Source organism: Xanthobacter oligotrophicus (genome assembly GCF_008364685.1).
In the GTDB taxonomy this organism is placed as follows: domain Bacteria; phylum Pseudomonadota; class Alphaproteobacteria; order Rhizobiales; family Xanthobacteraceae; genus Xanthobacter; species Xanthobacter oligotrophicus.
Genome location: NZ_VTTL01000007.1, coordinates 285,298 through 306,304, shown reverse-complemented (window position 1 = coordinate 306,304; position 21,007 = coordinate 285,298). Strand labels below are relative to the sequence as shown.

Genomic DNA, 21,007 nt, shown 5'->3' with positions numbered 1-21,007 from the left:
GCTTATCTTAGGAATGGCTCATCGGTTCCCTTGGATGCTTCAGCGGCGCCTGCAATCCCCTTGAACTGCAGGCGCCAAGTCTCAGATCTCGGTCTGCTCTGACAGGCTCAAGGCGTCGCCGACTTCGATGCCGAGATAGCGCACGGTGCTCTCGAGCTTGGTATGGCCCAGCAGGAGCTGGCAGGCGCGGAGATTTCCGGTCCTCTTGTAGAGGATGGAGACTTTTGTTCGCCGCAGACTGTGCGTGCCGTAATCTGCCGGATTGAGGCCGATCAAGCTGACCCATTGGTCGACGAGACGCCCGTACTGCCTGGTAGTGACATGTCCTCCAATATGGCTGTGGCTCGGCCCAAGCCAGTCGCTTCCCTTTGCTCGCCGTACGGCAAGCCAGGCAGCGAGCGCGTCCTTCGTCGGTTCAGTGATCTCGAAGGGAACCGGCTGCCCGGTCTTGTGCTGGATGACCACCGATCTCGCGCGAATGCCGCTGCCGGAGAATACGTCGCCGACCTTCAGTGTCACCAGATCGCAGCCACGCAATTTGCTGTCGATGGCAAGATTGAACATGGCGAGGTCGCGCACCCGATTTGCAATCTGCAACCGCATGCGCAACGCCCAGATATGCTTGGGCTTCAGGGGAGGTTTAACACCGACGATCCGGCCGGCATTCCAGGGCTCGTGCCGGGTCTCGTGATTGGTGTGCATGGCATCCTCCTTCCGAGGAGCAGCCCCAATTTAGATTAGTGCCATATGAGCCGGTCGCGAAGAGGTTGGTGTTTGTGTCGGAGTGTGGAGCGCCAGGAGCGGGCATAAGCACCTGACCCAACACCTGCCGTTCGGCATGTTGCCCCGCATCAAGCATCACCCTCGTCACTACGCGACAGTGCAGCCTACGCTGATGATCACAGCGCAGACTCCAACTGATAGCTCTCACGCAGTCAATCTACCTCGCCTACGTCGACACGAACCGCCTTATCCATCTGGGCGACTTGAAGTATTTACCATGGAGAGAGCCGTTTCCGGATGCCGCTAGTATCGATATCCTGATCGCCCCTGCCGTTGTCGGCAAGCTTGATCGGCGGAAGGTCAGTCGAGATGGCAAGCGCCGCTGCGACCGCTCCCGGGCAACCCTCGATCTGATCGAGGCCGCGTCGCGGGCACTGGCTCACGCATTAGCTCTCCGCGACGCCCACGTCCCCGTGTCGCTTCGACTCTCCCCCGGCGGGCGGATCGACTGGAACCGATGGCGGACCCTCGACCAGACGCGCGCTGACAATCCGCCCGCCGCGGCTCATATCCACCTTGTAGGCGCCGGCACCAGAGGGCGTCGCGTCCAGAGGCACCACCTGAGTCATGGGAACCAGCCTCCGTGACGGGCGCAGCAAGACTCTCCTCCGGCACTCAACCCGTCACGGAAACCCGATCCGAACTCTCGCTCTTCGAAGCGGGCGTGACCGAATGATCGACTTTTCAATCCATAAGATGAGTGATCTCACCCGCAACGTCTGCGGCGGTTTGCCTGAGGAGCTTCAACGTCTGCACGGTTCTCTTCGCACCATTCTCTCCAAGGAAGAACATGTGGTTGCCCGGCAGCGTCGCGCTCAGCCGCTGGTCGGCGTGCCCGACAGCCTCTACCAGCAAGGCCCATTTCTCGGAAGGCAGCGCAGCGAGCTTGTCCGCTTGCGAGAAAACGAGACCTTCGCAAAGCTGCTGGGTGATGTAGACGCCCCATGTAGAGCGGTCCGTGAGAGCGTGCCGGGCGTCGATCGCGGAGGCGTGCGTCATCAAAGCGAGCGGCGGAAAGGCGCGATACTGCGCGGTGCCGACCTCGAGCGCGTCTCCGGCCGGGTCGGGAACGAAAGCTCCGTCTCTGTAGCGCGTGGCCGATGCTGCCAGCCCAACCGGAAAATCGCCGGTCATCTCGCGTGTGAATGCGTCGGCATCGAGCACCACGTGGCCGGCAGCCGCGTTCTGATCCGCGAGGCAGTGGAGCAGCCAGTCGAGGTAGGCGCCCCTGATCGAGGCGAGGCCGTTTGCGGCTGGCTTCAGGTGGTCGAGGCCGGGCAGGGTATTGGGAAGTGCCGATGCGGCCGCCATCGCGACGAAGAGTTCGATGCCCTTTCCCTTTCGTCGCAGCGCGGCATGAAGCGGCTCGGCAATTCGCCCCGCCATGCTCCAGCCGAGCACGATGGCGTTCGCCGGCAGGCCATTGCGGCCATGTAGCGGGCGATGATCTCGGCGCTCTGCTCCGCCCAGTCGGTGATCGAAAACTGCGGGAATGGGGCGTCGAACACACCTCTGCTGTCGATGGGATAGGACAGGACCAGCGACGGAAAGCCTTCCTCATGCAGCCAATGACAAAGGAAATCGGGGGTCCTTCCCCCGGGCGGTCCGTAGGCGATGCGACCGAGCACCCCTCCTCCTGTGACGAACACCACCACGGGAAGCTCCGGTCGCCCCGGCTCGAACCGCACCAGAGCCGGATAGCCCGCCGCCTCGGTCAACTCCTCGCCCGGATAGAGCATTGGGGATCTCGTCTGTGCTTCCGCCGGAGCGCGCCATGTCGCGGCCAAGGCTACGCCCAGCATCGCGACTTGACGACGATTAAGATCGCAGACAACCACTCTCGAACCTCCCTATCGCGTCCGGCCGTCAGCGCCGCGTCAGCTGACATTGCGCCGCGTAGCATAGCCCGGAGGCAGGTCCTCCGGCGCGCAGGCGATGACGCTCTCGTCATCCCGGCCGCAATCCTCCACGAAGGTGATGTCGGCGAACTCGTCGACGAGCATGGTCGGATAGGTCGGACCCGCGTCGCGATACTGGCGCATCAGGTCGATCTTCTCGTTCTGGAAGCCGATGATCTTCTTCGGCTCCTGCTCGATCCAGTGCGGGAAGAAGGTCGCCCCGTGGGCGCGGTTCTCATGGAGGTTGTAGGCGACGCTGACGCAAGTGCCGGTGGGCTCGTGCCAGGACACCTTGTAGACGCCGTCGGCGAGGCGGACGATGTGGACCTCCTGACCCTTCACCCAGCGCCCGCCGACCATGCCTCCATGGACGCGGTAGTCGATGGTGCGGTCGTTCTTGAAGTACATCTCGTACTGCCAGCCATTGGCATAGGTGTAGATGATGTGCTTGCCCACGAAGGCGGCGATCTCCGCCGGATGGGTCGAATCGAATGTATCGGACATGATCTTCCTCTCTCCGGCGCCGGGTTGATGTCCCGGACCGCCGGCTGTTGACATGGGGTGGATGGGGGACGCTTGCTTGAAACCGTATTCGCTCCAGCGCCGACGCACGCGGTCGACGATCTCCGCCGGATAGCCGTGGCGGAAGGATGCCCGCATCGGCAGGGCTTCGCCCCATTCGTCCGGTGCCAGGCAGTTGTAGACGATCTTGCCGGTATGGCCGGAAATCTTCTCGCTCCTGCGCAGATAGGCGAGCAGCGGCGAGGCCTCTATATCGTCGAAGACTGCATGGCCGAGGAGCGGGTGGCAACGGGTGGCGAAGGCCCAGACCAGTTCGGTCAGGTCGGTCGGATCAACATCGTCATTGAGCACGATCACCTTCGGGATCACCGCCCCCGCCTTGCTCGCGAACACCGTCTGCCCGATGCGCCGGCAGAAGGCCATGCTCTCGCCGTCCCCGCTCCGGCGGCGCCAGTCGCGCGGAACCGTGACCACGAGCCAGTGGAGCGCCGACTGCAGCGGAATCCAGGCCGTGGTCGCCGGAATGCCGGCCTTGCGCAGTTCGTAGAGCAACTGTGCCGAGCTCGGCAGTCCCCAGGCGGTGTGGTTCTCCTCCACCGGCTCGCCGGCGACGACAACCGGCAGGATGGCGTTTTCGCGATGGCTGATGGCGCAGACCCGGTAGGTGGGGCGGCGCATCTGCGTATCGAGAGGGATATAGCCGGCGAACTCGCCCATGGGGCCTTCCTCCACCAATTCGTCGAGATGGAGGTACCCTTCGATCAGGATCTCCGCGCTGGCCGGAGCTTCAAGATCGACGGTCCGGCACCGCAGGGTCCTGATGGCGCGCCCCAGCAGCGCGCCGAGGCGCCCGCCCTCGTCGACGTGGGCGGGCAGCGGCATGCCGCAGATGAAGGGAATGGCAGGCTCGACCCCGAGCGCCAGCGCGAACGGCATCGGCTTGCCCAAATCCGCCCAGGCCTGTGCCACCATGCCAAGGTGCTGCTGCGGCGCTACGATTCCCGAGAGGCGCTTGCCGTCGATCATCATCATCCGGGCGATGGACCAGTTGGTCCAGGTTCCGTCCGGCGTGCGGGCGACGATGCAGCCGAAGGTGTTGAGATAGCGCCCACCGTCCCCATAGTGCAGCAGCGGCGCGGGGAGCGCGGCAAGATCCACCGCGTCGCCGGTGAACGTGTTCTCGAAGACCGGCGCATCGTCCACGACCACCGGGTCGATGGGCGGCCTGTCGAGGCTCGCGGCGATGGCCTCGGCGATCGCAAGGCCGCCCGTGGTCGGCGGCAGCTCCAGCGCGACGGCAACGCGAACAAGCTCCTTGCCGGGCTGTGCGCTGGTGCCGCCCGGAGCGCCGAGGATGCGGAAGCCGCCGGCATGATCGGAGAACGTGTTGAACAGGGGCGCCGGCGCCCCGGTCTCGATGCAGCGGCGGATGATGGCGCCGAGCTCCAGATCGAGGGAGACCGGCGCGTCGATCTCCTGGATTTCCCCGAGGCCGCGCAGGGCCTCGATATAAAGGCGCAGGTCGGTGAGTGGCATCACGCTTCTCCCTCGGCGCGGGCGTCGGCGGCACGGGCGGCTTGCGGCCCGCCGCTCCAGCGGTTGAACAGGCCTGCGTCGAGGTCGTAGAGGTCGAGCACGCGCCCGACAGTGTGGTTCACCATGTCATCGAGCGAGCTCGGTCGGTCGTAGAAGGCCGGCACCGGAGGGAAGACGATGGCGCCGTTCTCGGTGGCCTGTGCCATGGCGCGGATGTGCCCGGCATGCAGGGGCGTCTCGCGGAACATGAGGACCACCCGGCGACGCTCCTTCAGGCAGACGTCGGCCGCGCGGGTGAGCAGGCCGTCGGTGTTGCCGGTGGCGATGGCGGACAGGCTCCTCGCCGAGCAGGGGGCAACGATCATGCCCATGGTTCGGAACGAGCCCGAGGCAATCGCGGCGCCAATATCGGCATCCGCATAGGAGAAGTCCGCCATGACGCGGACGTCGCGCACCTTCAGGTCGGTCTCATAGACGAGGGTCCGCTCACCCGGCTTCGACATGACGAGATGGGTCTCGATGTCGAGGCCCCGCAGCACCTCCAGGATGCGCAGCCCGTAGATGATCCCCGTGGCGCCGCTGATCCCGACGATCATGCGCCGGCGTGGCGCAGGGGTGACGTGCTGTTGCATGGCGCGCATCCAGTCCCGGTTCGAATGGACGCAGCCTAGCCAGGCGGACCGGAGGCCTCATCGTCAGAACTGTCTATGCGGGCCGCGAAACGACCGACGGGCCGGCGGAAGATCCTTCAGCGCAGCTGCGGCACCAGCGCCCCGAGGGTCGCCATGGTGCGCTCGAAGTCGCGCAGGTTCTCCGCTTCCGACTTGCCCAGGATCGAACGGATCTGGCTGCGGACGGTCATGAGCGAGACCCCGCGTCCGCGCGCCACGTCCTCGGCGCTGGCGCCGCCGGTGAGCGCGATCGCGACCTCCGCCTCCGCCCGGCTGAAGTCGAACATCTCGCACAGCATGTCCGTCTGGGGTACCGTCTTGCGATTGAGCGGTCGCAGGATGAGCAGGGCAAGCGGCTCCCTGGCGCCACCGCTTTCCAAGCCGCTCACGTCGTCGGCAAGGCCATGCGGCGCCGGAGCGACCATCAAGGCCACAACTGCGCCGTTGCGCGAGGTCACGCGCATCGCGCCCCCGGTGCCCCCGGATGTGGCGGAGGCGACGAGCCGGCGGAGCACGCCGGCCTCTTCGCGGGACATGGCGGCGAGGTAGACGCCGCTGCCGGCATAGGGTCCCGAGCGCATGGAGAACAGGCCGGAATCCGGGCCGGCCAGGTACCTGCGGGCGAGATCGTTGATGAAGCGGATCTTCAGCCCCCCATCGACGACGCTCACGCCCACGGGAAGCGCGTCCAGCGCGGCCCGCGTCAGGGCGCTCGCCTCGTGATCCCGTCCCAGCCGCGCCCGCAACTCGATGGCGCGCTGGACGTGCGGCATCAGGGTCTTGAGCAGGCGGACATGGGTTTCGTCGAACGCTCCCGTGTCGTTGTCGCGGAACACCAGCACCGGGGTAGCCTCGGTGATGCCGGCCATGCCGCCGATCACGTGGCGACGCTCGTGATGCCGGGCGAAGTCGTAGTAGAACTCGCTGTGCAGGAAGTCATTCTCGGCGACCAACTCGGCGCCGAGCTTCGCGTTCCCGAGGTGATAGGCCCGCGCCGTCGCAAAGTCGTAGCGGGCCTTGGCGGCATAGGGGTCGCTGGCGTGGAAATAGGCCAAATACGCGGTTTCGCTGCCGTCGGCGGGCATCAGCAGGTTGCGCGGTCCGCCGGGTCCACCGAGGTTCAGCAGGGCGCGCCGGGCATCCATGAGCCGGCAGATGCGCTCGCCGACGTCCAGCCAGCTACCCTCCCCGGCGCCGGCCTGGTAGATGGCGCCGACACAATCGGCGAGATCACGCTCCGTGTCTTTCACGCTGGGTAGCCTCGAAGGTCGCCGGAAGATGGCAGAGAATCTCAGCCCGTTCAACGCATCCCGACCTGATGGGTGACTTCCAGCGCCGGCGTGCGAGGTCCGATTGTCCGCGCGCGATCTGCGACCGCCCTCAGTCGCCGAATTTCAGGGCGGCATAGCCGATGCCGGGCTGGCCCTCACCGATAGCCTGCCGGATGAACTCGATCGTCCGTCCCCGATCGCCCTCTTGTCGGGAGTAGCCGCCGCGAGCGCAGAGCCCGCATGTCGGTGATGAAGGCTGGCGCGCAGCAGATGTCGACGCCTCCAAGCCATCGGTGAGCGGATGTCTGGAACCGCGGCGCCTATCCGGCGGCTTCGGCCGTTGAGGCGTGCGGCGCGGCCGGTTAACACCTACCCTGGTACGGAACGAGACGCGCAGGGAATAGCCGGAAAGGGAGGACAAGGCGCTTCACCACTTCTGTTGATGTGCCGCCCAACGCCGTTGCGATAGGCTGACATCTCATCAAGCCCGCGCCGGGCGGTCCATGGGCCCCCGACGGATCTGTTTCAGAGGCGATCACCAGATCAGGCCGTTGTTCGCATGGGGCGGATAGCCAAAGGTGACGTTTGGGAGAGCTGTCGCCATGGATGCTGCATTTCTCGACTTGAGCGTCCCAACACGCGATGCTGCTGGACGAATGGCGGTTGACGATGAGCCAGCCCTCATCGGGGACCTTCAGGACATCGTCGGTCGATCGCATGTCCTGACGAGCCCCGAGGCGACGCGACGCTTTCGCACCGGCATCCGCTTCGGCTCCGGCCCGGTCGTCGCCGTGGTGCGGCCGGGCTCGCTGGTGGAGCAGTGGCGGGTCCTCAAGGCCTGCGCCGCGGCCGACAAGATCGTCATCATGCAGTCGGCCAATACTGGCGTGACAGGCGGGTCGACCCCTGACGGGGACGACTATGACCTCGGCGTGGTGCTCATCAACACCATGCGCATCGAAGGCCTGCACCTCATCAACGATGGAACACAGGTGGTGTGCCTGCCGGGCACGACCCTGTTCCACCTGGAGAAGGCGCTGGACAAGATCGGCCGCGCGCCGCACTCGGTGATCGGCTCGTCCTGCATCGGCGCGTCGGTGTTCGGCGGCGTCTGCAACAATTCCGGCGGCGCCCTGATCCATCGCGGCCCGGCCTTCACGCAGCTGGCGCTGTTTGCGCGGCTCGATGAGGCGGGCGGGCTGCATCTCGTCAACCATCTGGGCATCGCGCTCGGCAATGACCCGGAAACCATCCTTCGGCGGATCGAGAACGGTGATTTCACCCCCGCCGACATCGTAAACGACCCCTCCCGCGCCGCCTCGGACCATGAGTATGTGGTCCATGTGCGCGACGTGAATGCGGCGACGCCGTCCCGCTTCAACGCCGATCCGCGCCGCCTGTTCGAGGCGTCCGGCAGCGCCGGCAAGGTGATGCTGATGGCGGTGCGGCTCGATACCTTCCCGAAGGAGAAAGAGCAGGTCGTCTTCTACATCGGCTCAAATGATACTGCCGAGTTGGAGAACATCCGCCGCCATATCCTCGGAAGCTTCAAGGAACTGCCGATCGAAGGCGAGTACATGCACCGGGACTCCTTCAATTGCGCAGAGGACTACGGCAAGGACACCTTCCTAGTGATTCATTATCTCGGCACCGACATGATCCCGCGGCTGTTCGCGCTCCAGGCGGCATTCGACAATTTTTGCCGGCGGATCGCGTTCCTGCCGAAGAATCTCAGCGCCAAGATGCTGCAGGCCTTGAGCCACCTCTTTCCGAAGCATCTGCCCCGGCGCATGATCGACTACCGCGACCGCTTCGAGCACTACCTTCTCTTGAAGATGGGCGACGACGGCATCGCGGAAGCCCGCGCCTATCTCAAGTCAATCTTTCCGTCGAAGAGCGGGGACTATTTCGAGTGCACGCCCGACGAGGGCGACAAGGCCTTCCTGCACCGCTTCGCCGCCGCCGGCGCCGCGATCCGCTATCGCGCGGTGCACGACAGGGAAGTGGAGGACATCGTCGCGCTCGACATCGCGCTGCGCCGGAACGACGAGAACTGGTTCGAGACGCTGCCGGCGGAGATCGACAAGCACCTGATCCGCAAGCTCTATTGCGGCCACTTCTTCTGCCACGTCTTCCACCAGGACTATATCGTGGCGAAGGGCAGCAATTGCGAGGAGATCGAGCACGCCATGTGGAAGCTCCTGGACGCCCGCGGTGCGGAATATCCCGCCGAGCACAATGTGGGGCACCTTTATTTCGCGAAGCCCACCATGGTCGACCATTTCAAGGCGCTCGATCCCTGCAATGCGTTCAACCCGGGGATTGGCCGGACTACCAAATGCGCGCACTGGATGCCGCGCGGACAGAACGTTGGACCAAGCCGCATCCGATGCGACGGCTGACAATATCGCGTGCCAATTGCGGCATGAGCCGCTCGGAATGCTTCGGCAAGATCACTTGGGGGGGAACATGACGACACGGACAGGCGGCGAGCTCATCCAGGATTTTCTTGAAACTTATGAAATTCCGTTTGTTTTCGGCAATCCCGGGACTACGGAAACCACCTTCCTCGCGGCGGTGGCGGCCTCGAAGGCCACCTATGTCCTGTCGCTGCATGAATCGAGCGCGGTTGGCATCGCTGCCGGCTATGCCCTGATCACCGGCAAGCCGTCCATCGTCAGCCTCCATACCTATCCGGGCCTCGCCAACGGCATGTTCAACATGCGCAACGCCCTCATGTCCGGGGTGCCCCTGCTGGTCATCAACGGGCAGCAGGATTCTCGCTTCCTCATCCACAATCCGGTACTGGGCGCGCCCAATGTCCAGTTGGCGGAGACCGCCACCAAATATGCCTATGAGGTGACCCGCACGGACGATCTCGCCGTCGCCCTGCAACGCTGCTACCTGCACGCGCGGCTCCAGCCGACCGGTCCCGTTTTCCTCTCCATCCCCATGAACTTCATGCTGGAGGAGACCGGGCATACGACGTTCAAGAAGACGCGCATCATCGAGGATGTGGTGCCCCGCGCCATCGGCGAGGTGGCCGCCGTTCTCACCGCGGTGCCCAAGGGCAAGCTCGCCATCGTCGCCGACTATGCGGTGGGCGCGGCGCACGGCATCGACGCCGTCAGCCGCATCGCCAGCGCGCTCGGCGCCGACATCTATGCCGCGCCTTTCCACGTGCAAGGCACGGTCGATCCGCTGCATCCGAACTTCCGCGGCCAGCTTCCGCCTACCACGAAGAAGATCAATGAGACGCTCGGCCACTACCACACCATGCTGCTCATCGGCGAGAAGGTCGACAGTTTCACCTATGACGGCCTCCAGGCGCTGCCGACGGAATTGCAGGTCATTCAGATCGCCCCGGCGGCGAGCCAGCTGGGCTTCGACTTTCCCTGCGACATGGCCGTGCTCGGCGACATCCATGCGACCCTGGACGCGCTGGCGTCCGCGCTGGGTGCTCCGGCTGCGCCAGCCGGTGGACGAGCGATCAATGAGGCCGCTCTGGATGCGAAATATCCTGCCTCGGGGACGCACGCGAGCGATGCGCTTATCCTGACCGTACTACGCCATCTCGACAGATCCACGCACATCATTACGGAAGGCTCCTCCGAGGACGCCATCGTGCAGGACATGGCGGTAAGCCTCGGCTTTCGGAACGTGCATTTCTCGCCCCGTGGCGGCGGTTTGGGCTGGGCCCTGCCGCTGGGCGTCGGCATCGGCCTGGCAAGCGGCAAGCACGCCGCCTGCTTCGTCGGTGATGGAGGCAGCCTGTTCTCCATCCACGCGCTCTGGACGGCCGCGAAGTATTCCATCCCGTCCATCTTCATCTGCTTCGTGAACAATGAATACCGGCTGCTGAAGGACCTGTGGTGCAATGTGATGGGCACGACCATCGCGACCACACACTTCGTCGGCCTGGACTTCAGCGATCCCGATGTGGACATGCAGAAGATCGCCGAGGGCTTCGGTGCCCGCGTCGAGACGATCGACGCTGTCGAGCGCATCGGCGACGTGCTCGCCCGCGCGCTCGCGCATCAAGGTCCGAGCTTCCTGATCATCAATCGCGAGCCGTGAACCGGCGGCGGCGCTGCCCCGCCGCATCCCATCGAAACAGAACAGGGGAGACGTTCATGTCCGGAGATTTCGAGAAGGAGCTGACGCGGCGCGTGTGGACCGACGACGCCTTCGCCGCGCAGGTGGAGAGCGACCCCGTCGAGGCGCTCAAGACCATGGGCATCGAGGTGCCGGCCGGCGTCAAGGTGAAGGTGGTGGTGCAGCGGCGCGACCGGGTCTACTTCACCATTCCTCCCACCCGCGCACCCCATGCGCCGCCCGCCGCGACGCCGCTCAACCAGATGGACCTGTGGTCCAGCCAGGGCCTGTTCATCTGGCTCGTGCCCGTGGCTGCCAAGTTCAAGCTGCTGGCCCTGCGCAACGCGGCCCGCACCGAGGGAGATCAGCCGTGAGCAATGCCGATTTCGTCGAGAAGAATTACGAGCGCATCGCCACCGATCCCGATTACCGCGCAAAGCTCCTCACCGACCCGGTCGGGGTGGTCTGCGCCGAGTTCGGCTACACGCCGGGCCCGGATTTCAGGATCGAGATCATCGAGCAGGTGGAAGACACCATCGTCATCATGGTGCCCCCGAAGCCCGAGGCCGGAGCCGACCTGGAGCAGGCTCTCACCCAAGTGACCGAGCGGGTCTTCGACCTGCTCTTTTCGTCCGGCATCGGCGGCTTTTTCATTCCGGATGACAAGCAGAAATGGGTGGTGCGCGAGATGCGCCTGGCCGCGCAGAAGAAGACCGGCCTCGACATCTCGCAATTGTAGAACGCCCCCGCGCGAAGAGCTGCGCGGTGAGCCTGAGGCCGGGGGAGAACGCACATGACGGACAAGAACGGGAAGCCGGGCTTCTGGGACAATCTCATCGCGCCGAAGGGCGGCCTGTTCGGCCCGCAGCTCGCCGGCTGGACGCCGGGACCCGCCGCGAAGTCGGGGCTCGGCTGCCGCGTCCTCGCGGACCAGATGGTCGAGGTCGCCCCATCCATCAGCCTTGCGGCCGATGTCTATGTGCCGAAGGCGGCCGGCCGCTATCCGGCGGTCATCTGCTTCGCGGCCTATTCTAAGGAATTGCAGGCCGCCGGGGTGCCCGCCGGCAACAACGAGAGCGGTAGCCCGCCGGTCTTCACCGATCGCGGCTACGCCCACGTGATCGTCACCCGCCGCGGCATGGGCCGCTCGGGCGGCGCCGACGCCGTCTATCTCAACGACACGGACGTGGAGGACCATGCCAGGGTCATCCAATGGGCCGCTACCCAGCCCTGGTGCGACGGGCAGGTGGTGCTGTTCGGCACCTCCTATTACGGGCTGACCCAGCCGCAGGTGGCACGGCTTCGCCCGCCGGCGCTGAAGGGCTTCTTCACCAACGAGATGTGCACGGACTTCTTCCGCCACATCGCCATGTTCGGCGGTGCGCCGCAGCCCGATTTCTTCGCACTCTGGATGGGGGCGAACTTCACGCCCCTGCAGTTCAGGCTTCGCGTGCCGCCGCTGCTGCGCGCGGTGGTGAGCCACATCACCAACTCAGCCCTGAAGCACGTGTGGCGGCCGCAGCTGAAGAAGCGCATGGCGCGGATCATGAAGGCCTTCCAGCGGCAGGTGCCGACGCCCCAGACGCGGCAGCTGTTCGCCGGCCTCATGCTCGACGGCAAGACGCGGGCCACGGGCGTGCTGCCGGCCGGGCCGTCCGGCGCGCTCGGCGACATCAAGGTGCCGTTCGTCGTCATGCAGAATGCCGGCTACCTCAACCTGCACCAGTTCGGCGCCTACGACCTGTTCCAGAATGCCGGCACGCCGAAGGATCAACGCTGGCTCATCATTGGCCCGGCGACCTATGATCTGCCGGTCTATGCCTGGCAGCTGGAGGCGCTCGCCTTCTTCGATCATCTCGTCTACGGCGCGGACAACGGCTATGCCGCACAGCCGCGGGTGCGATACTGGACGGAAGGCGCGAAGGACTATCGCAGCGCTCCGGAATGGCCGCTGCCCGGCAGCACGGCGCTGCGCCTCTACCCGGCCTCCAGCGGCGCGGACGCCGCAACCCATCGCCTCGACCGCGCGCCGGGCGAAGGCGGGACGAACCGATGGGCGGCGGTGCCGCTCGGCGCCATCGTGACAGCGGGCTTCGACGAGGTGGAGAGCCAGCGCCTCACCTTCGAGCTGCCGGTGGAGGAGGCGATGGAGCTGACCGGCCCGGTTTCCGTGAGCCTCTCTTTCAGCTGCAACGAGATCGATTCCCACGTGGTGGCTCGCACCGGCATCGTCTCGGCCGATGGCGGCTACCAGATCCTCTCCATGGGGACGATCCGCCCCGCCTGCCGCAGGATCGACGCAGTGCGCTCCACCTTGACCGAGATCGCCATCGACATCGACACGCCCGAGCCGCTCACCCCCGGCGTGCCGGTGACGCTGCGCTTCAGCCTCACGCCGCAGCCCGTGGTGCCGAAGCCGGGCGAGCGGCTTCGCCTCGACATCGCCAGCCGCACCGATCTCCTGCGCAGCGACGTGAGCCACGGGCACGCCCAGTTCGACATGCAGGTGCCGCCCTACTACTCGCGCAACACCCTGCATTACGGCCCCGACACCTATATCGAACTCGCCCGGGTCGGCGGAGCCAGGAGCGATCTTCATGTTTGAGGCGACCCCCTCGCTCCTATCCACCATGCGGAACGGATACGAACTGCTGGCCGATCCCCAGCTCAACAAGGGCACGGCCTTCACCGAGGAAGAGCGCGACGCCTTCCATCTGCACGGATTGCTGCCGCCGCATGTCTCAACCCTTGACGAGCAGATGTCCCGCGCGCTGCTGGCGCTGCGCGGCTTCGAAACAGATCTCGAACGCTATGCGTTCCTGCGCGAGCTCCAGGACACCAACGAGACCCTGTTCTATGCGACGTTGGTCGGCCCTCGAAGAGCTGCTGCCGGTCGTCTATACGCCCACGGTGGGCGCCGGCTGCCAGCAGTTCAGCCGCCTGTACCACAAGCCGCGCGGCCTTTTTCTCAGCATCCCCCATCAGTCGCGGCTCGACCAGATCTTCGCGCAGCCGCGCTTCGACGCCGTGGAAGCGATCGTCGTGACCGATGGCGAGCGCATCCTGGGGCTCGGCGACGAGGGGGCGGGCGGCATGGGCACTCCGATCGGCAAGCTCGCGCTCTATTCCGGCGGCGGCGGCATGCACCCGGCGGCGACTTTGCCGATCCTGCTTGATGTCGGAACCGACAATTCCGACTGCCTCGCCGACCCGCTCTATGTGGGCTGGCGGCACGAGCGGGTGCGCGGCCAGGTGTATGACGACTTCATCGAGGCCTTCGTCTCCGCCGTCACCAGGCGTTGGCCCCGGGTTCTGCTGCAGTGGGAAGATTTCGCGAAGAACAATGCGACGCGCCTGCTTGAGCGCTATCGCGACCGGCTGTGCACCTTCAATGACGATGTCCAGGGCACGGCCGCGGTGGCGACCGGCACCTTGCTGGCGGCCGTCAATGTCACCGGCGTGCCGCTCGCCGAACAGCGGGTGGCGGTGTTCGGCGGCGGCTCGGCCGGCTGCGGCATCGCCGGCCTGATCCGCTCCGCCATGTGCGATGCCGGCCTGTCTGAGAACGAGGCGGCAGCACGCTTCTTCATGGTCGATCGTGACGGACTCCTGATCGAAGGCATGCCCGGACTTGTCCCATTCCAGCTCCCCTTTGTGCAGAAGCGGCAATCGATCGAGGGCTGGACACTCGACCATCCGGACAGGATCGAGCTCCTCGACGTCGTGCGCAACGCCCGGCCAACGGTGCTGATCGGCGTCTCCGGCCAGGCGGGCGCCTTCACAGAGCCAGTGATCCGCGCGATGGCCGAATGCAACGAGCGGCCGGTCATCTTTCCGCTGTCCAACCCGACCTCGCGGGCAGAAGCGACGCCTTCGGATATCGAAGCCTGGACCGCAGGGCGGGTGCTCGCGGGTGTCGGCAGCCCATTCCTCCCGATCTTGCGGAACGGCGCCCGCTTCAAGGTGGACCAGACCAACAATTCCTACATCTTTCCCGGTATTGGGCTGGGCACGCTGGCAGTCGGCGCCAGCCGCGTCAGCGATGGAATGTTCATGGCGGCAGCGAAGGCACTGGCGGGGTCATCGCCCGCCCGCGACAATCCGAGGCACAATCTTTTGCCCCCGGTGAGCGCTCTACGGGAGGTCGCGGCAGGGGTCGCCCTCGCCGTCGCGATGCAGGCCCATAAGGAAGGCTACGCCTCTGACGTCACGGTCGATCAGATCCAGCAGCGCCTGCGCGCCAAGATCTGGACGCCGCGTTACGTGCCGCTCACCGCAAAGCAGAAATAGCGGCTCGGAAGGTCAGGGCCCGAACGTCGCTGGACCCGGAGCAAGGAATGAAATGACGCCACGCGGTCGCTGGACGGCCAGGGCGATGGATCGGACGGCGCCGGATATTCTGCCGCCATCCGGGGGTGCCCCGCTTATACCAAAGGCCCATGAGCTTGACTCATGGGCCTTTGGTTAAGCCCGCGCGGCGCCTGAGCGACACCCTCTCGGCACCGGTCAAAGACCGGGGCCGTTGGTATTAGGCAGTGAGCTGCGCGATCTCCCCGACGACGCGCACGCGGACGCGGCGGGCATTGCCGGGAAGATAAGCGATCGGGATGTCCTCAACATCGAGCGTCTGCACGCTGCCCGGCTCAGCGCCGGCCTCGATCGCGCGCCGCATCGCCTCCCTTGTCGCTTCATCGAGTGCCGCGTCACGCTCGACACCGGAGAAGATGCGATCCACCTCGCCGCTGACCTGCGCAATGGCGGCGCCTACGGCATTGGCCACGGCATGGTGCTGGATGCGCACCACCTGCGAGACGCCCTCCATGGGATCGGGCACCAGAAAGCTCCCGCCGCCCACCGCGATGAGGGGAACCGGCGCGGCATCCGTCTTCATGCGGTCCACCACCTCCGCAACCATGCGTTCCATGTGAAGGAGGCCGTCGGCCACGAGAGGACCAGGAAGCCTGCGCACCAGCCCCGGATCTCCCAGCGCGATCCGCCCCGCAGCGACCGCGATGTCCGTTGCGGTCAGCGTGTCGCCGCCGAAGCAGAGCGCCTTCTCCGGCAGCCGGAAGCCGACGCTGCCCGGACCGATCCGGCGTCCGTCGTCGGCGATCTCCGTGCCGCCGCCGAGGCCGATGGAGATCAGGTCCGGCATGCGGAACAGCGTGCGCACCCCGCCGATCTCCACCATCGCATTGGCCTGACGCGGAAACCCGTCCTTGAGGCAGCCCACGTCGGTGGTCGTGCCGCCCACATCCACCACCAGCGCATCGGCGAGGCCCGAGAGGAAGGCCGCGCCGCGCATGCTGTTGGTGGGACCGGAGGCGAAGCGATAGACCGGATGGCGCTCCGCCACCGCCGCCTGCACGATGGTGCCGTCATTCTGGGTGAGATAGAGCGGCGCCGCGATGCCGCTGTTGCGCAGCGCCCGCACGAAGGCCGCCGTGGTGCGCTGCGCAAGGCCCTGCAGCCCGGCATTCAGCAGCGCCGCATTCTCCCGCTCCAACAGGCCGATCCGGCCGATCTCGTGGGAGAGCGTGATGCGCGCCGCGGGCATCACCTCCCGCACGATTTCCGCGGCCTCGCGCTCGCATTCATCGGTCAGCGGGGAGAACACGCTGGTGATGGCGACCGAGGTGATGCCGCTCTCCGCGATGCACTGCGCCTCGCGCCGCACGGCTGCGCGATCCAGCGGCACCAGAACCCGCCCGTCATATTCGTGCCCGCCGCCCACCATGTGGACGCTTCCCCGCATGGCCGCCGCAAGGTCCTTCGGCCAGCCGATGAAGGGCGGCAGCCCGGCATTGGCGGGCAGGCCGATGCGCAGCGCCGCCACGCGGTCCAGATGGCGCCGCTCCACCACCGCATTGGTGAAATGCGTGGTGCCGATCATCACCGCTTCGATCCGCCCGAGGGCCGGATGGCCGGCGGCCGCGGCGACCAGATCGACCAGTGCCTGGCGCACGCCGTCCGCGACATCGACGGTGGTCGGCCGTTTCAGCGCGGCGAGCACCTTGCCGCCCTCGAGCAGGACGGCATCGGTATTGGTGCCGCCGACGTCGATCCCGATGCGGCTCATGCCGGCTCCTCGCCGAAGACGCTGCGAAACTCCACGTCATGGCCGAAGGCGCGCGGGCCGACATGGCGCAGCCCCTCGGTGCTGCGATGGATCGGTTGCGACGGCAGGGCGATGACCGTGCCCCTCTGGCCGTAGCGCAGGCTCTCCGTGCCGATGGCCTCGCCCGAGATGGTGTCGAGCACGCAGATCAGGTCGGGCGTCGTGACGATCACCGTGCCGTCGCGCCGCCCGATGGTGAACTCGTTCCGGAAGGCGATGTCGAAGGACGCGCCGGCGTCGTCGCCGAGGCCAGCGAGGATGAGGGAGCCGCGCAGGAAGCCCTCGGTGGTGCGGCGCTGCACATCCATCACCTTTGCCGGTGAACAGCCGCTTACCACCGGCGGCGGCCACGGTCGCCTGGACCGGATCCTCATGGGTCGCCTTCGCGCGGCGCACCTCGCGCCCCAGGGCGATGGCGTGCGACAGGCTGCGCAGGACCGCGTGACGCTTCACCTCCGCCCCGGTGCGCGGGGCCTGGCAGGTGGTCGCGACCGATCCGTATTCCGTGCAGACCTTGCGCCGCACGCGCTCCATCTCATGCCCGCCGGACGCGGTGGGAATGATCACGTCATTGTCGCGGATGTCGGAAACGACGTGCGGGACCATCTGCAGCCCGGCAATGGAGAAGGTCTGCATCTGGGCCTCGGGATAGGCCCGGCCCATGGCGTCCGCATCCACGACCGGCAGGCCGGATGCCGCGGCCACGAGCAACGGCTGAAAGGCGTTGCAGCCGCCGATCTCCACCGTCATCACCGCCCGGAACGGCCGGCCCAGGAAAGCCTCCATGACCCGCACCGGCTTCAAGGCGAAGGCGGCATCGGTCATGCGTTCCTGGAACACCAATGGCGCCCCCATGGTCGAGACCACCGCCACGACGTTGTCGTCGGCCAATTCGTCCGGATCGAGAAGCGCGATGCGGCCTCCGTCCTCATAGAATTGCCGGGCGACAAGGTGGGAGGCATAGGGCGATCCGCCGCCTCCGGTCCCGAGAATCCAGGCGCCGATTGCCAGCAGATCAAGCTCTTCCGCATCCAGGAAACGAGGCATCCCAGGTCTTTCAGCTATGAAGCGAGCGGTCGTTTCGCCCGCTGCGGCCATTCGGAAGCGGCTTCACGCGACGGGCAGTCACCGCTCCGCCCCGATCTGCTGGAGATAGGGCACGAGAGCCTGCCAGTCCGCATCCTCCACCTGGGCGGCGAGGTAGCCGTCCGGCCGGACCAGCGAGACAAGGCCGTCCCCGCCCGACGGACGCGGTGGCGTCTCCACGAGGCCGGGAAATCGGGACGCGAGCTCAGCCGCGCCGGTGCCGCCGCACACGGCGAAGAACGGCGTGTCGCCTGCGCCGAACGGCACCTCCCCGACCACCGGCCGCACCCGCGACCCCGCTCGCGCATCGCCCTGGGACGGGCCGTTGAAAGGACTATGGGGATAGCCGATGGAGACTTCCGCCATCAGCCCCGTGATAGCCCGCTGCACCGGTGCAAGCCCCAGCAGCAGATGGACGGCCACGTCGCGCAGATGCTCCAGGATCGGGTTGGCCAGCGTCGCCATCCGGGTCATCCGCCCGGACGCCGCAATGACCTGCGCGCCCACCGGGCGGCGCTCGGGGTCATAGCTGTCCAGAAGCGCCGGCGCGTCGGCGATGCCGCGGGTCACCAGCGCCAGCTTCCAGGCGAGGTTCACGGCATCCTGCATGCCGGTGTTCATGCCCTGTCCGCCGGCGGGGCTGTGGATATGGGCCGCGTCGCCCGCGAGGAAGATCCGCCCCGACCGATAGCTGCCCACCTGCCGCTCGTTGATATGGAAAGCGCTGATCCATACGGTGCCGGTCAGCGTGATGCCTCCGGGGCCGCGCGCATCGAGAACCTTCTGGAAGGCGTCCTGGTCCAGCGGCACCGCCGGCTTTCCGGTCGTCGGGCCGAGGCTGGTGATAATGCGGGCGCGATCGGGGCCCATGGGGAAGAACAGCATCGGTCCGTCCTCGTGACAGAAGATGGACATTTGGGAGGAGGGGAAGGGATATCCGCTCAGGTGAAAGTCGCCCTGGGTCCAGTCGAGGCCCATGGTGTCGCCCTTGAAGTCGAGGCCGAGGCGGTGGCGCACCACGCTGTGTGCCCCGTCGCAGGCGACCAGAAAGGCGAAGCGGTCGGTACTCTCGGCACCATCGCTGCCGCGCAGGCGGGCCGAGACGCCGTCCGCATCCTGTTCGAAATCCAACAGCTCTATGCCGAGGTCAGGCGTGACCCCGTGGGCCGCGAGATGACGCCTCAGCACGGATTCGGTGTCGTACTGCGGCACCATGAGCACGAAGGGATAGGGCGAGGGCACCTGATCGAGGGATAACGCCGCCACGCGCCGGCCCCCCGACAAGAGGTTGGCGACGGTCACCTTGTTCCCCAGAGGGATCAGGTCGGCTGCCGCACCGGACCGATCCAGAAGCTCCAGCGTACGCGGCCACACCGCGACCGCGCGCGACGTATGCGCGGCATCCGGGATCTTGTCGATGAGACGGACCGGTACGCCGTAGCGCGCCAGCTCCAGAGCCATGGTCAGTCCGACCGGTCCCGCGCCGACGATGAGAACGCGATCCGTCACGATGTCCTCCCGAATGTATCATGGGTCGGCCCGAGCCGCGGGCCGTGGTTTGGGCGATGGAGGGGGCGGCTGTCCCTGCCTCAGGCCGCGGGCTCGCCGTTCTTGCTCACCGGCGGACCGAGGAACTCCACCTGCCACTTCACCCCGAAGGCATTGAGCGCAGCCTGGTCGGGGATGCCGTCATGCATCACGCCGGCCAGCTCGGTGAAGAACGCCGCCGCATCGAGGGCCGGGGCCATCAGGATATACTGGCGCGCGGGCTTGTCCGTCACGTTGCAGAAGCCGTGCTCGACCCCGCCGGGAATGCTGACCACGTCGCCCGCTTCGGCATAGAAGCGCCGGCCGTCCGCCTCATAGAGATATCGGCCCTCGATGACGCGGAAGATCTCCGCTTCGCGGTGGCGATGCCGGGGCGGCCCGGCGCCCGGGGCATTGATGGTCTCGATGAAGCAGAACTCGCCCGAGCTCGCCGCCGGCGGCATACGCACGAACAGATCGAGCCCGATGGCAGGGATCTTGATGGGCGCTTCGGTGCCCTTGGAATGCAGGAAGGATATGGACATGGGAGCCTCCTTGAGACTGTGGTTGATGAGCTGATATTGCTTTGATCCTAGTTTTCTTCTTCGAACAGCCAGATCTCGGCGGTCGGCTGGGGCAGGCCGTCAGTGCCTTCGCGCAGTCCAAGGAAGGCGGGGATGCGCCGCAGTTGCTCCGGCGTGAGAGACACGACGAGAGGCTTCAGCGCGGCCGTCACCGTCTTCAGGTCCCGCGCCCGCAGCGCCTCGGCATCGGCGGTGCGTTCCAGGATCTCCACGAAATCAGCCGGCGGCGGCGCCTTGGCCCGCTCGGCCCGGCGCTCGGCGGACAGCTTCGCCACCGCGCGGATGGCGGCCTCCACCGGCGGCCAGAGCTTTTGCTGTTCGGGACTGAGGGTCATCACCGTCTTCAGCGCGAGAAGGCGCGCCTCAAGGACGGCCTGGGCATCCGCCGCGCTGTAGAGCTCCACGGCGGGGGGCTCCGCCGGTGCGCCGGCGGACGATGCAGTCTGGGCCTGCGCTGCGGGCATGGCGATGAGAAGCGCGCCCGTCAGGGCGGCCACAAGGGTGCGGTTCATGGTCAGGATCTTCCGTGTCGTTGGATTTGAACCGGAGGCGGCGTTCACTGTCACTGCCATCCGCCGCCGGGCAGCCGGCCGTGATAGGGGGTGTCGCGGCAATGCCCCCAGGGCCCATGCCAGTAGCCGGGTGGGCAGCCATTGCCGAAATAGCCATAGGTGGGGGGCAGATCGTAGACCCACCCGCCGCCCGGCGTGCGGCCGGCATAGGGGGTGTGGCGGCAATGGCCCCAGGGACCCCGCCACCACCCTGGGCCGCAGCCCTGGGCGACCGGGGTCAAGATCACGGTGTCGGGCACGGGGGCTGGCTCAAGGGGCATCGCCGAAGCCGGCAACGCCGCCAGCGCACCGAGCCACAAGCCGGAAAGCAATCGGAAGGTGTTTCGCATGGGATCACTCGCAGC

Annotated in this window: 16 protein-coding genes and 1 pseudogene; 6 read left to right on the top strand and 11 right to left on the bottom strand. The window is 66.5% G+C overall.

The genetic code is table 11. The annotated features are described in order from the left end of the window. Nucleotides 1–81: 81 nt before the first annotated feature. The 5 genes from FZ033_RS13970 to FZ033_RS13950 form a co-directional block, all read right to left on the bottom strand. Nucleotides 82–702 (bottom strand): tyrosine-type recombinase/integrase, encoded by a 621-nt coding sequence (locus tag FZ033_RS13970; RefSeq protein ID WP_149576715.1) that lies wholly within the window; start codon nucleotides 700–702, stop codon nucleotides 82–84. A gap of 765 nt (nucleotides 703–1,467) precedes the next feature. Continuing rightward, nucleotides 1,468–2,184, bottom strand: coding sequence for a hypothetical protein (locus tag FZ033_RS13965; RefSeq protein ID WP_149576714.1), 717 nt, complete (start codon nucleotides 2,182–2,184; stop codon nucleotides 1,468–1,470). A 476-nt stretch (nucleotides 2,185–2,660) separates the two neighbouring features. Next, nucleotides 2,661–4,739: a phenolic acid decarboxylase gene (locus tag FZ033_RS13960; protein ID WP_149576713.1), complete on the bottom strand. Its 2,079-nt coding sequence runs from the start codon at nucleotides 4,737–4,739 to the stop codon at nucleotides 2,661–2,663. Next, nucleotides 4,739–5,371, bottom strand: a complete 633-nt coding sequence (locus tag FZ033_RS13955) for a UbiX family flavin prenyltransferase (protein ID WP_408068488.1) — start codon at nucleotides 5,369–5,371, stop codon at nucleotides 4,739–4,741. Before FZ033_RS13955 ends, FZ033_RS13960 begins: the two co-directional genes overlap by 1 nt. Nucleotides 5,372–5,487: 116 nt before the next feature. Continuing rightward, nucleotides 5,488–6,660: a PAS domain-containing protein gene (locus tag FZ033_RS13950; protein WP_149576711.1), complete on the bottom strand. Its 1,173-nt coding sequence runs from the start codon at nucleotides 6,658–6,660 to the stop codon at nucleotides 5,488–5,490. Nucleotides 6,661–7,337: 677 nt separating this feature from the next. Here FZ033_RS13950 and dld point away from each other — a divergent pair. The 6 genes from dld to FZ033_RS13920 all read left to right on the top strand — a co-directional run bounded on the left by dld (nucleotide 7,338) and on the right by FZ033_RS13920 (nucleotide 15,066). Next, entirely contained in the window at nucleotides 7,338–9,083 is a 1,746-nt protein-coding gene (gene dld / locus FZ033_RS13945; protein ID WP_149576710.1) for a D-lactate dehydrogenase, read from the top strand. Between the two features lie 67 nt (nucleotides 9,084–9,150). Continuing rightward, nucleotides 9,151–10,758 (top strand): thiamine pyrophosphate-binding protein, encoded by a 1,608-nt coding sequence (locus tag FZ033_RS13940; RefSeq protein WP_149576709.1) that lies wholly within the window; start codon nucleotides 9,151–9,153, stop codon nucleotides 10,756–10,758. Between the two features lie 56 nt (nucleotides 10,759–10,814). After that, nucleotides 10,815–11,150 (top strand): hypothetical protein, encoded by a 336-nt coding sequence (locus tag FZ033_RS13935; RefSeq protein WP_149576708.1) that lies wholly within the window; start codon nucleotides 10,815–10,817, stop codon nucleotides 11,148–11,150. Beyond that, entirely contained in the window at nucleotides 11,147–11,515 is a 369-nt protein-coding gene (locus FZ033_RS13930) for a nitrile hydratase subunit alpha (RefSeq protein WP_149576707.1), read from the top strand. Before FZ033_RS13935 ends, FZ033_RS13930 begins: the two co-directional genes overlap by 4 nt. Before the next feature lie 54 nt (nucleotides 11,516–11,569). Beyond that, a complete protein-coding gene (locus FZ033_RS13925) occupies nucleotides 11,570–13,381 on the top strand; it encodes a CocE/NonD family hydrolase (protein ID WP_149576706.1) in 1,812 nt (603 codons plus the stop codon). Nucleotides 13,382–13,632: 251 nt separating this feature from the next. Next, a complete protein-coding gene (locus tag FZ033_RS13920) occupies nucleotides 13,633–15,066 on the top strand; it encodes an NAD-dependent malic enzyme (RefSeq protein WP_232847477.1) in 1,434 nt (477 codons plus the stop codon). 238 nt (nucleotides 15,067–15,304) lie between these two features. On the opposite strand, the gene FZ033_RS13915 is transcribed toward FZ033_RS13920, so the two are convergent. The 6 genes and pseudogenes from FZ033_RS13915 to FZ033_RS13890 all read right to left on the bottom strand — a co-directional run bounded on the left by FZ033_RS13915 (nucleotide 15,305) and on the right by FZ033_RS13890 (nucleotide 20,992). After that, nucleotides 15,305–16,855, bottom strand: coding sequence for a hydantoinase/oxoprolinase N-terminal domain-containing protein (locus tag FZ033_RS13915; RefSeq protein WP_149576705.1), 1,551 nt, complete (start codon nucleotides 16,853–16,855; stop codon nucleotides 15,305–15,307). Then, nucleotides 16,852–17,941, bottom strand: a pseudogene (locus tag FZ033_RS13910) (DUF917 domain-containing protein). The gene FZ033_RS13915 and the pseudogene FZ033_RS13910 overlap by 4 nt, the downstream one beginning before the upstream one ends. A gap of 78 nt (nucleotides 17,942–18,019) precedes the next feature. Continuing rightward, entirely contained in the window at nucleotides 18,020–19,489 is a 1,470-nt protein-coding gene (locus FZ033_RS13905) for an FAD-dependent oxidoreductase (protein WP_149576704.1), read from the bottom strand. Between the two features lie 80 nt (nucleotides 19,490–19,569). After that, a complete protein-coding gene (locus FZ033_RS13900; RefSeq protein ID WP_149576703.1) occupies nucleotides 19,570–20,052 on the bottom strand; it encodes a cupin domain-containing protein in 483 nt (160 codons plus the stop codon). 47 nt (nucleotides 20,053–20,099) lie between these two features. Continuing rightward, nucleotides 20,100–20,603, bottom strand: a complete 504-nt coding sequence (locus FZ033_RS13895; protein WP_149576702.1) for a Spy/CpxP family protein refolding chaperone — start codon at nucleotides 20,601–20,603, stop codon at nucleotides 20,100–20,102. Nucleotides 20,604–20,653: 50 nt separating this feature from the next. Then, nucleotides 20,654–20,992 carry a GCG_CRPN prefix-to-repeats domain-containing protein gene (locus FZ033_RS13890; protein ID WP_232847476.1) on the bottom strand — a complete coding sequence of 113 codons (339 nt, stop codon included), beginning with the start codon at nucleotides 20,990–20,992 and terminating at the stop codon, nucleotides 20,654–20,656. Between the last annotated feature and the right edge of the window lie 15 nt (nucleotides 20,993–21,007).

Coding starts and splice junctions, on each gene's coding strand:
- FZ033_RS13970 (WP_149576715.1), bottom strand. CDS start 702: ATGCACACCAATCACGAGACCCGGCACGAGCCCTGGAATGCCGGCCGG.
- FZ033_RS13960 (WP_149576713.1), bottom strand. CDS start 4,739: ATGCCACTCACCGACCTGCGCCTTTATATCGAGGCCCTGCGCGGCCTC.
- FZ033_RS13955 (WP_408068488.1), bottom strand. CDS start 5,371: ATGCAACAGCACGTCACCCCTGCGCCACGCCGGCGCATGATCGTCGGG.
- dld (WP_149576710.1), top strand. CDS start 7,338: ATGGCGGTTGACGATGAGCCAGCCCTCATCGGGGACCTTCAGGACATC.
- FZ033_RS13940 (WP_149576709.1), top strand. CDS start 9,151: ATGACGACACGGACAGGCGGCGAGCTCATCCAGGATTTTCTTGAAACT.
- FZ033_RS13935 (WP_149576708.1), top strand. CDS start 10,815: ATGTCCGGAGATTTCGAGAAGGAGCTGACGCGGCGCGTGTGGACCGAC.
- FZ033_RS13925 (WP_149576706.1), top strand. CDS start 11,570: ATGACGGACAAGAACGGGAAGCCGGGCTTCTGGGACAATCTCATCGCG.
- FZ033_RS13920 (WP_232847477.1), top strand. CDS start 13,633: ATGCGACGTTGGTCGGCCCTCGAAGAGCTGCTGCCGGTCGTCTATACG.
- FZ033_RS13915 (WP_149576705.1), bottom strand. CDS start 16,855: ATGAGCCGCATCGGGATCGACGTCGGCGGCACCAATACCGATGCCGTC.
- FZ033_RS13900 (WP_149576703.1), bottom strand. CDS start 20,052: ATGTCCATATCCTTCCTGCATTCCAAGGGCACCGAAGCGCCCATCAAG.
- FZ033_RS13895 (WP_149576702.1), bottom strand. CDS start 20,603: ATGAACCGCACCCTTGTGGCCGCCCTGACGGGCGCGCTTCTCATCGCC.
- FZ033_RS13890 (WP_232847476.1), bottom strand. CDS start 20,992: ATGCGAAACACCTTCCGATTGCTTTCCGGCTTGTGGCTCGGTGCGCTG.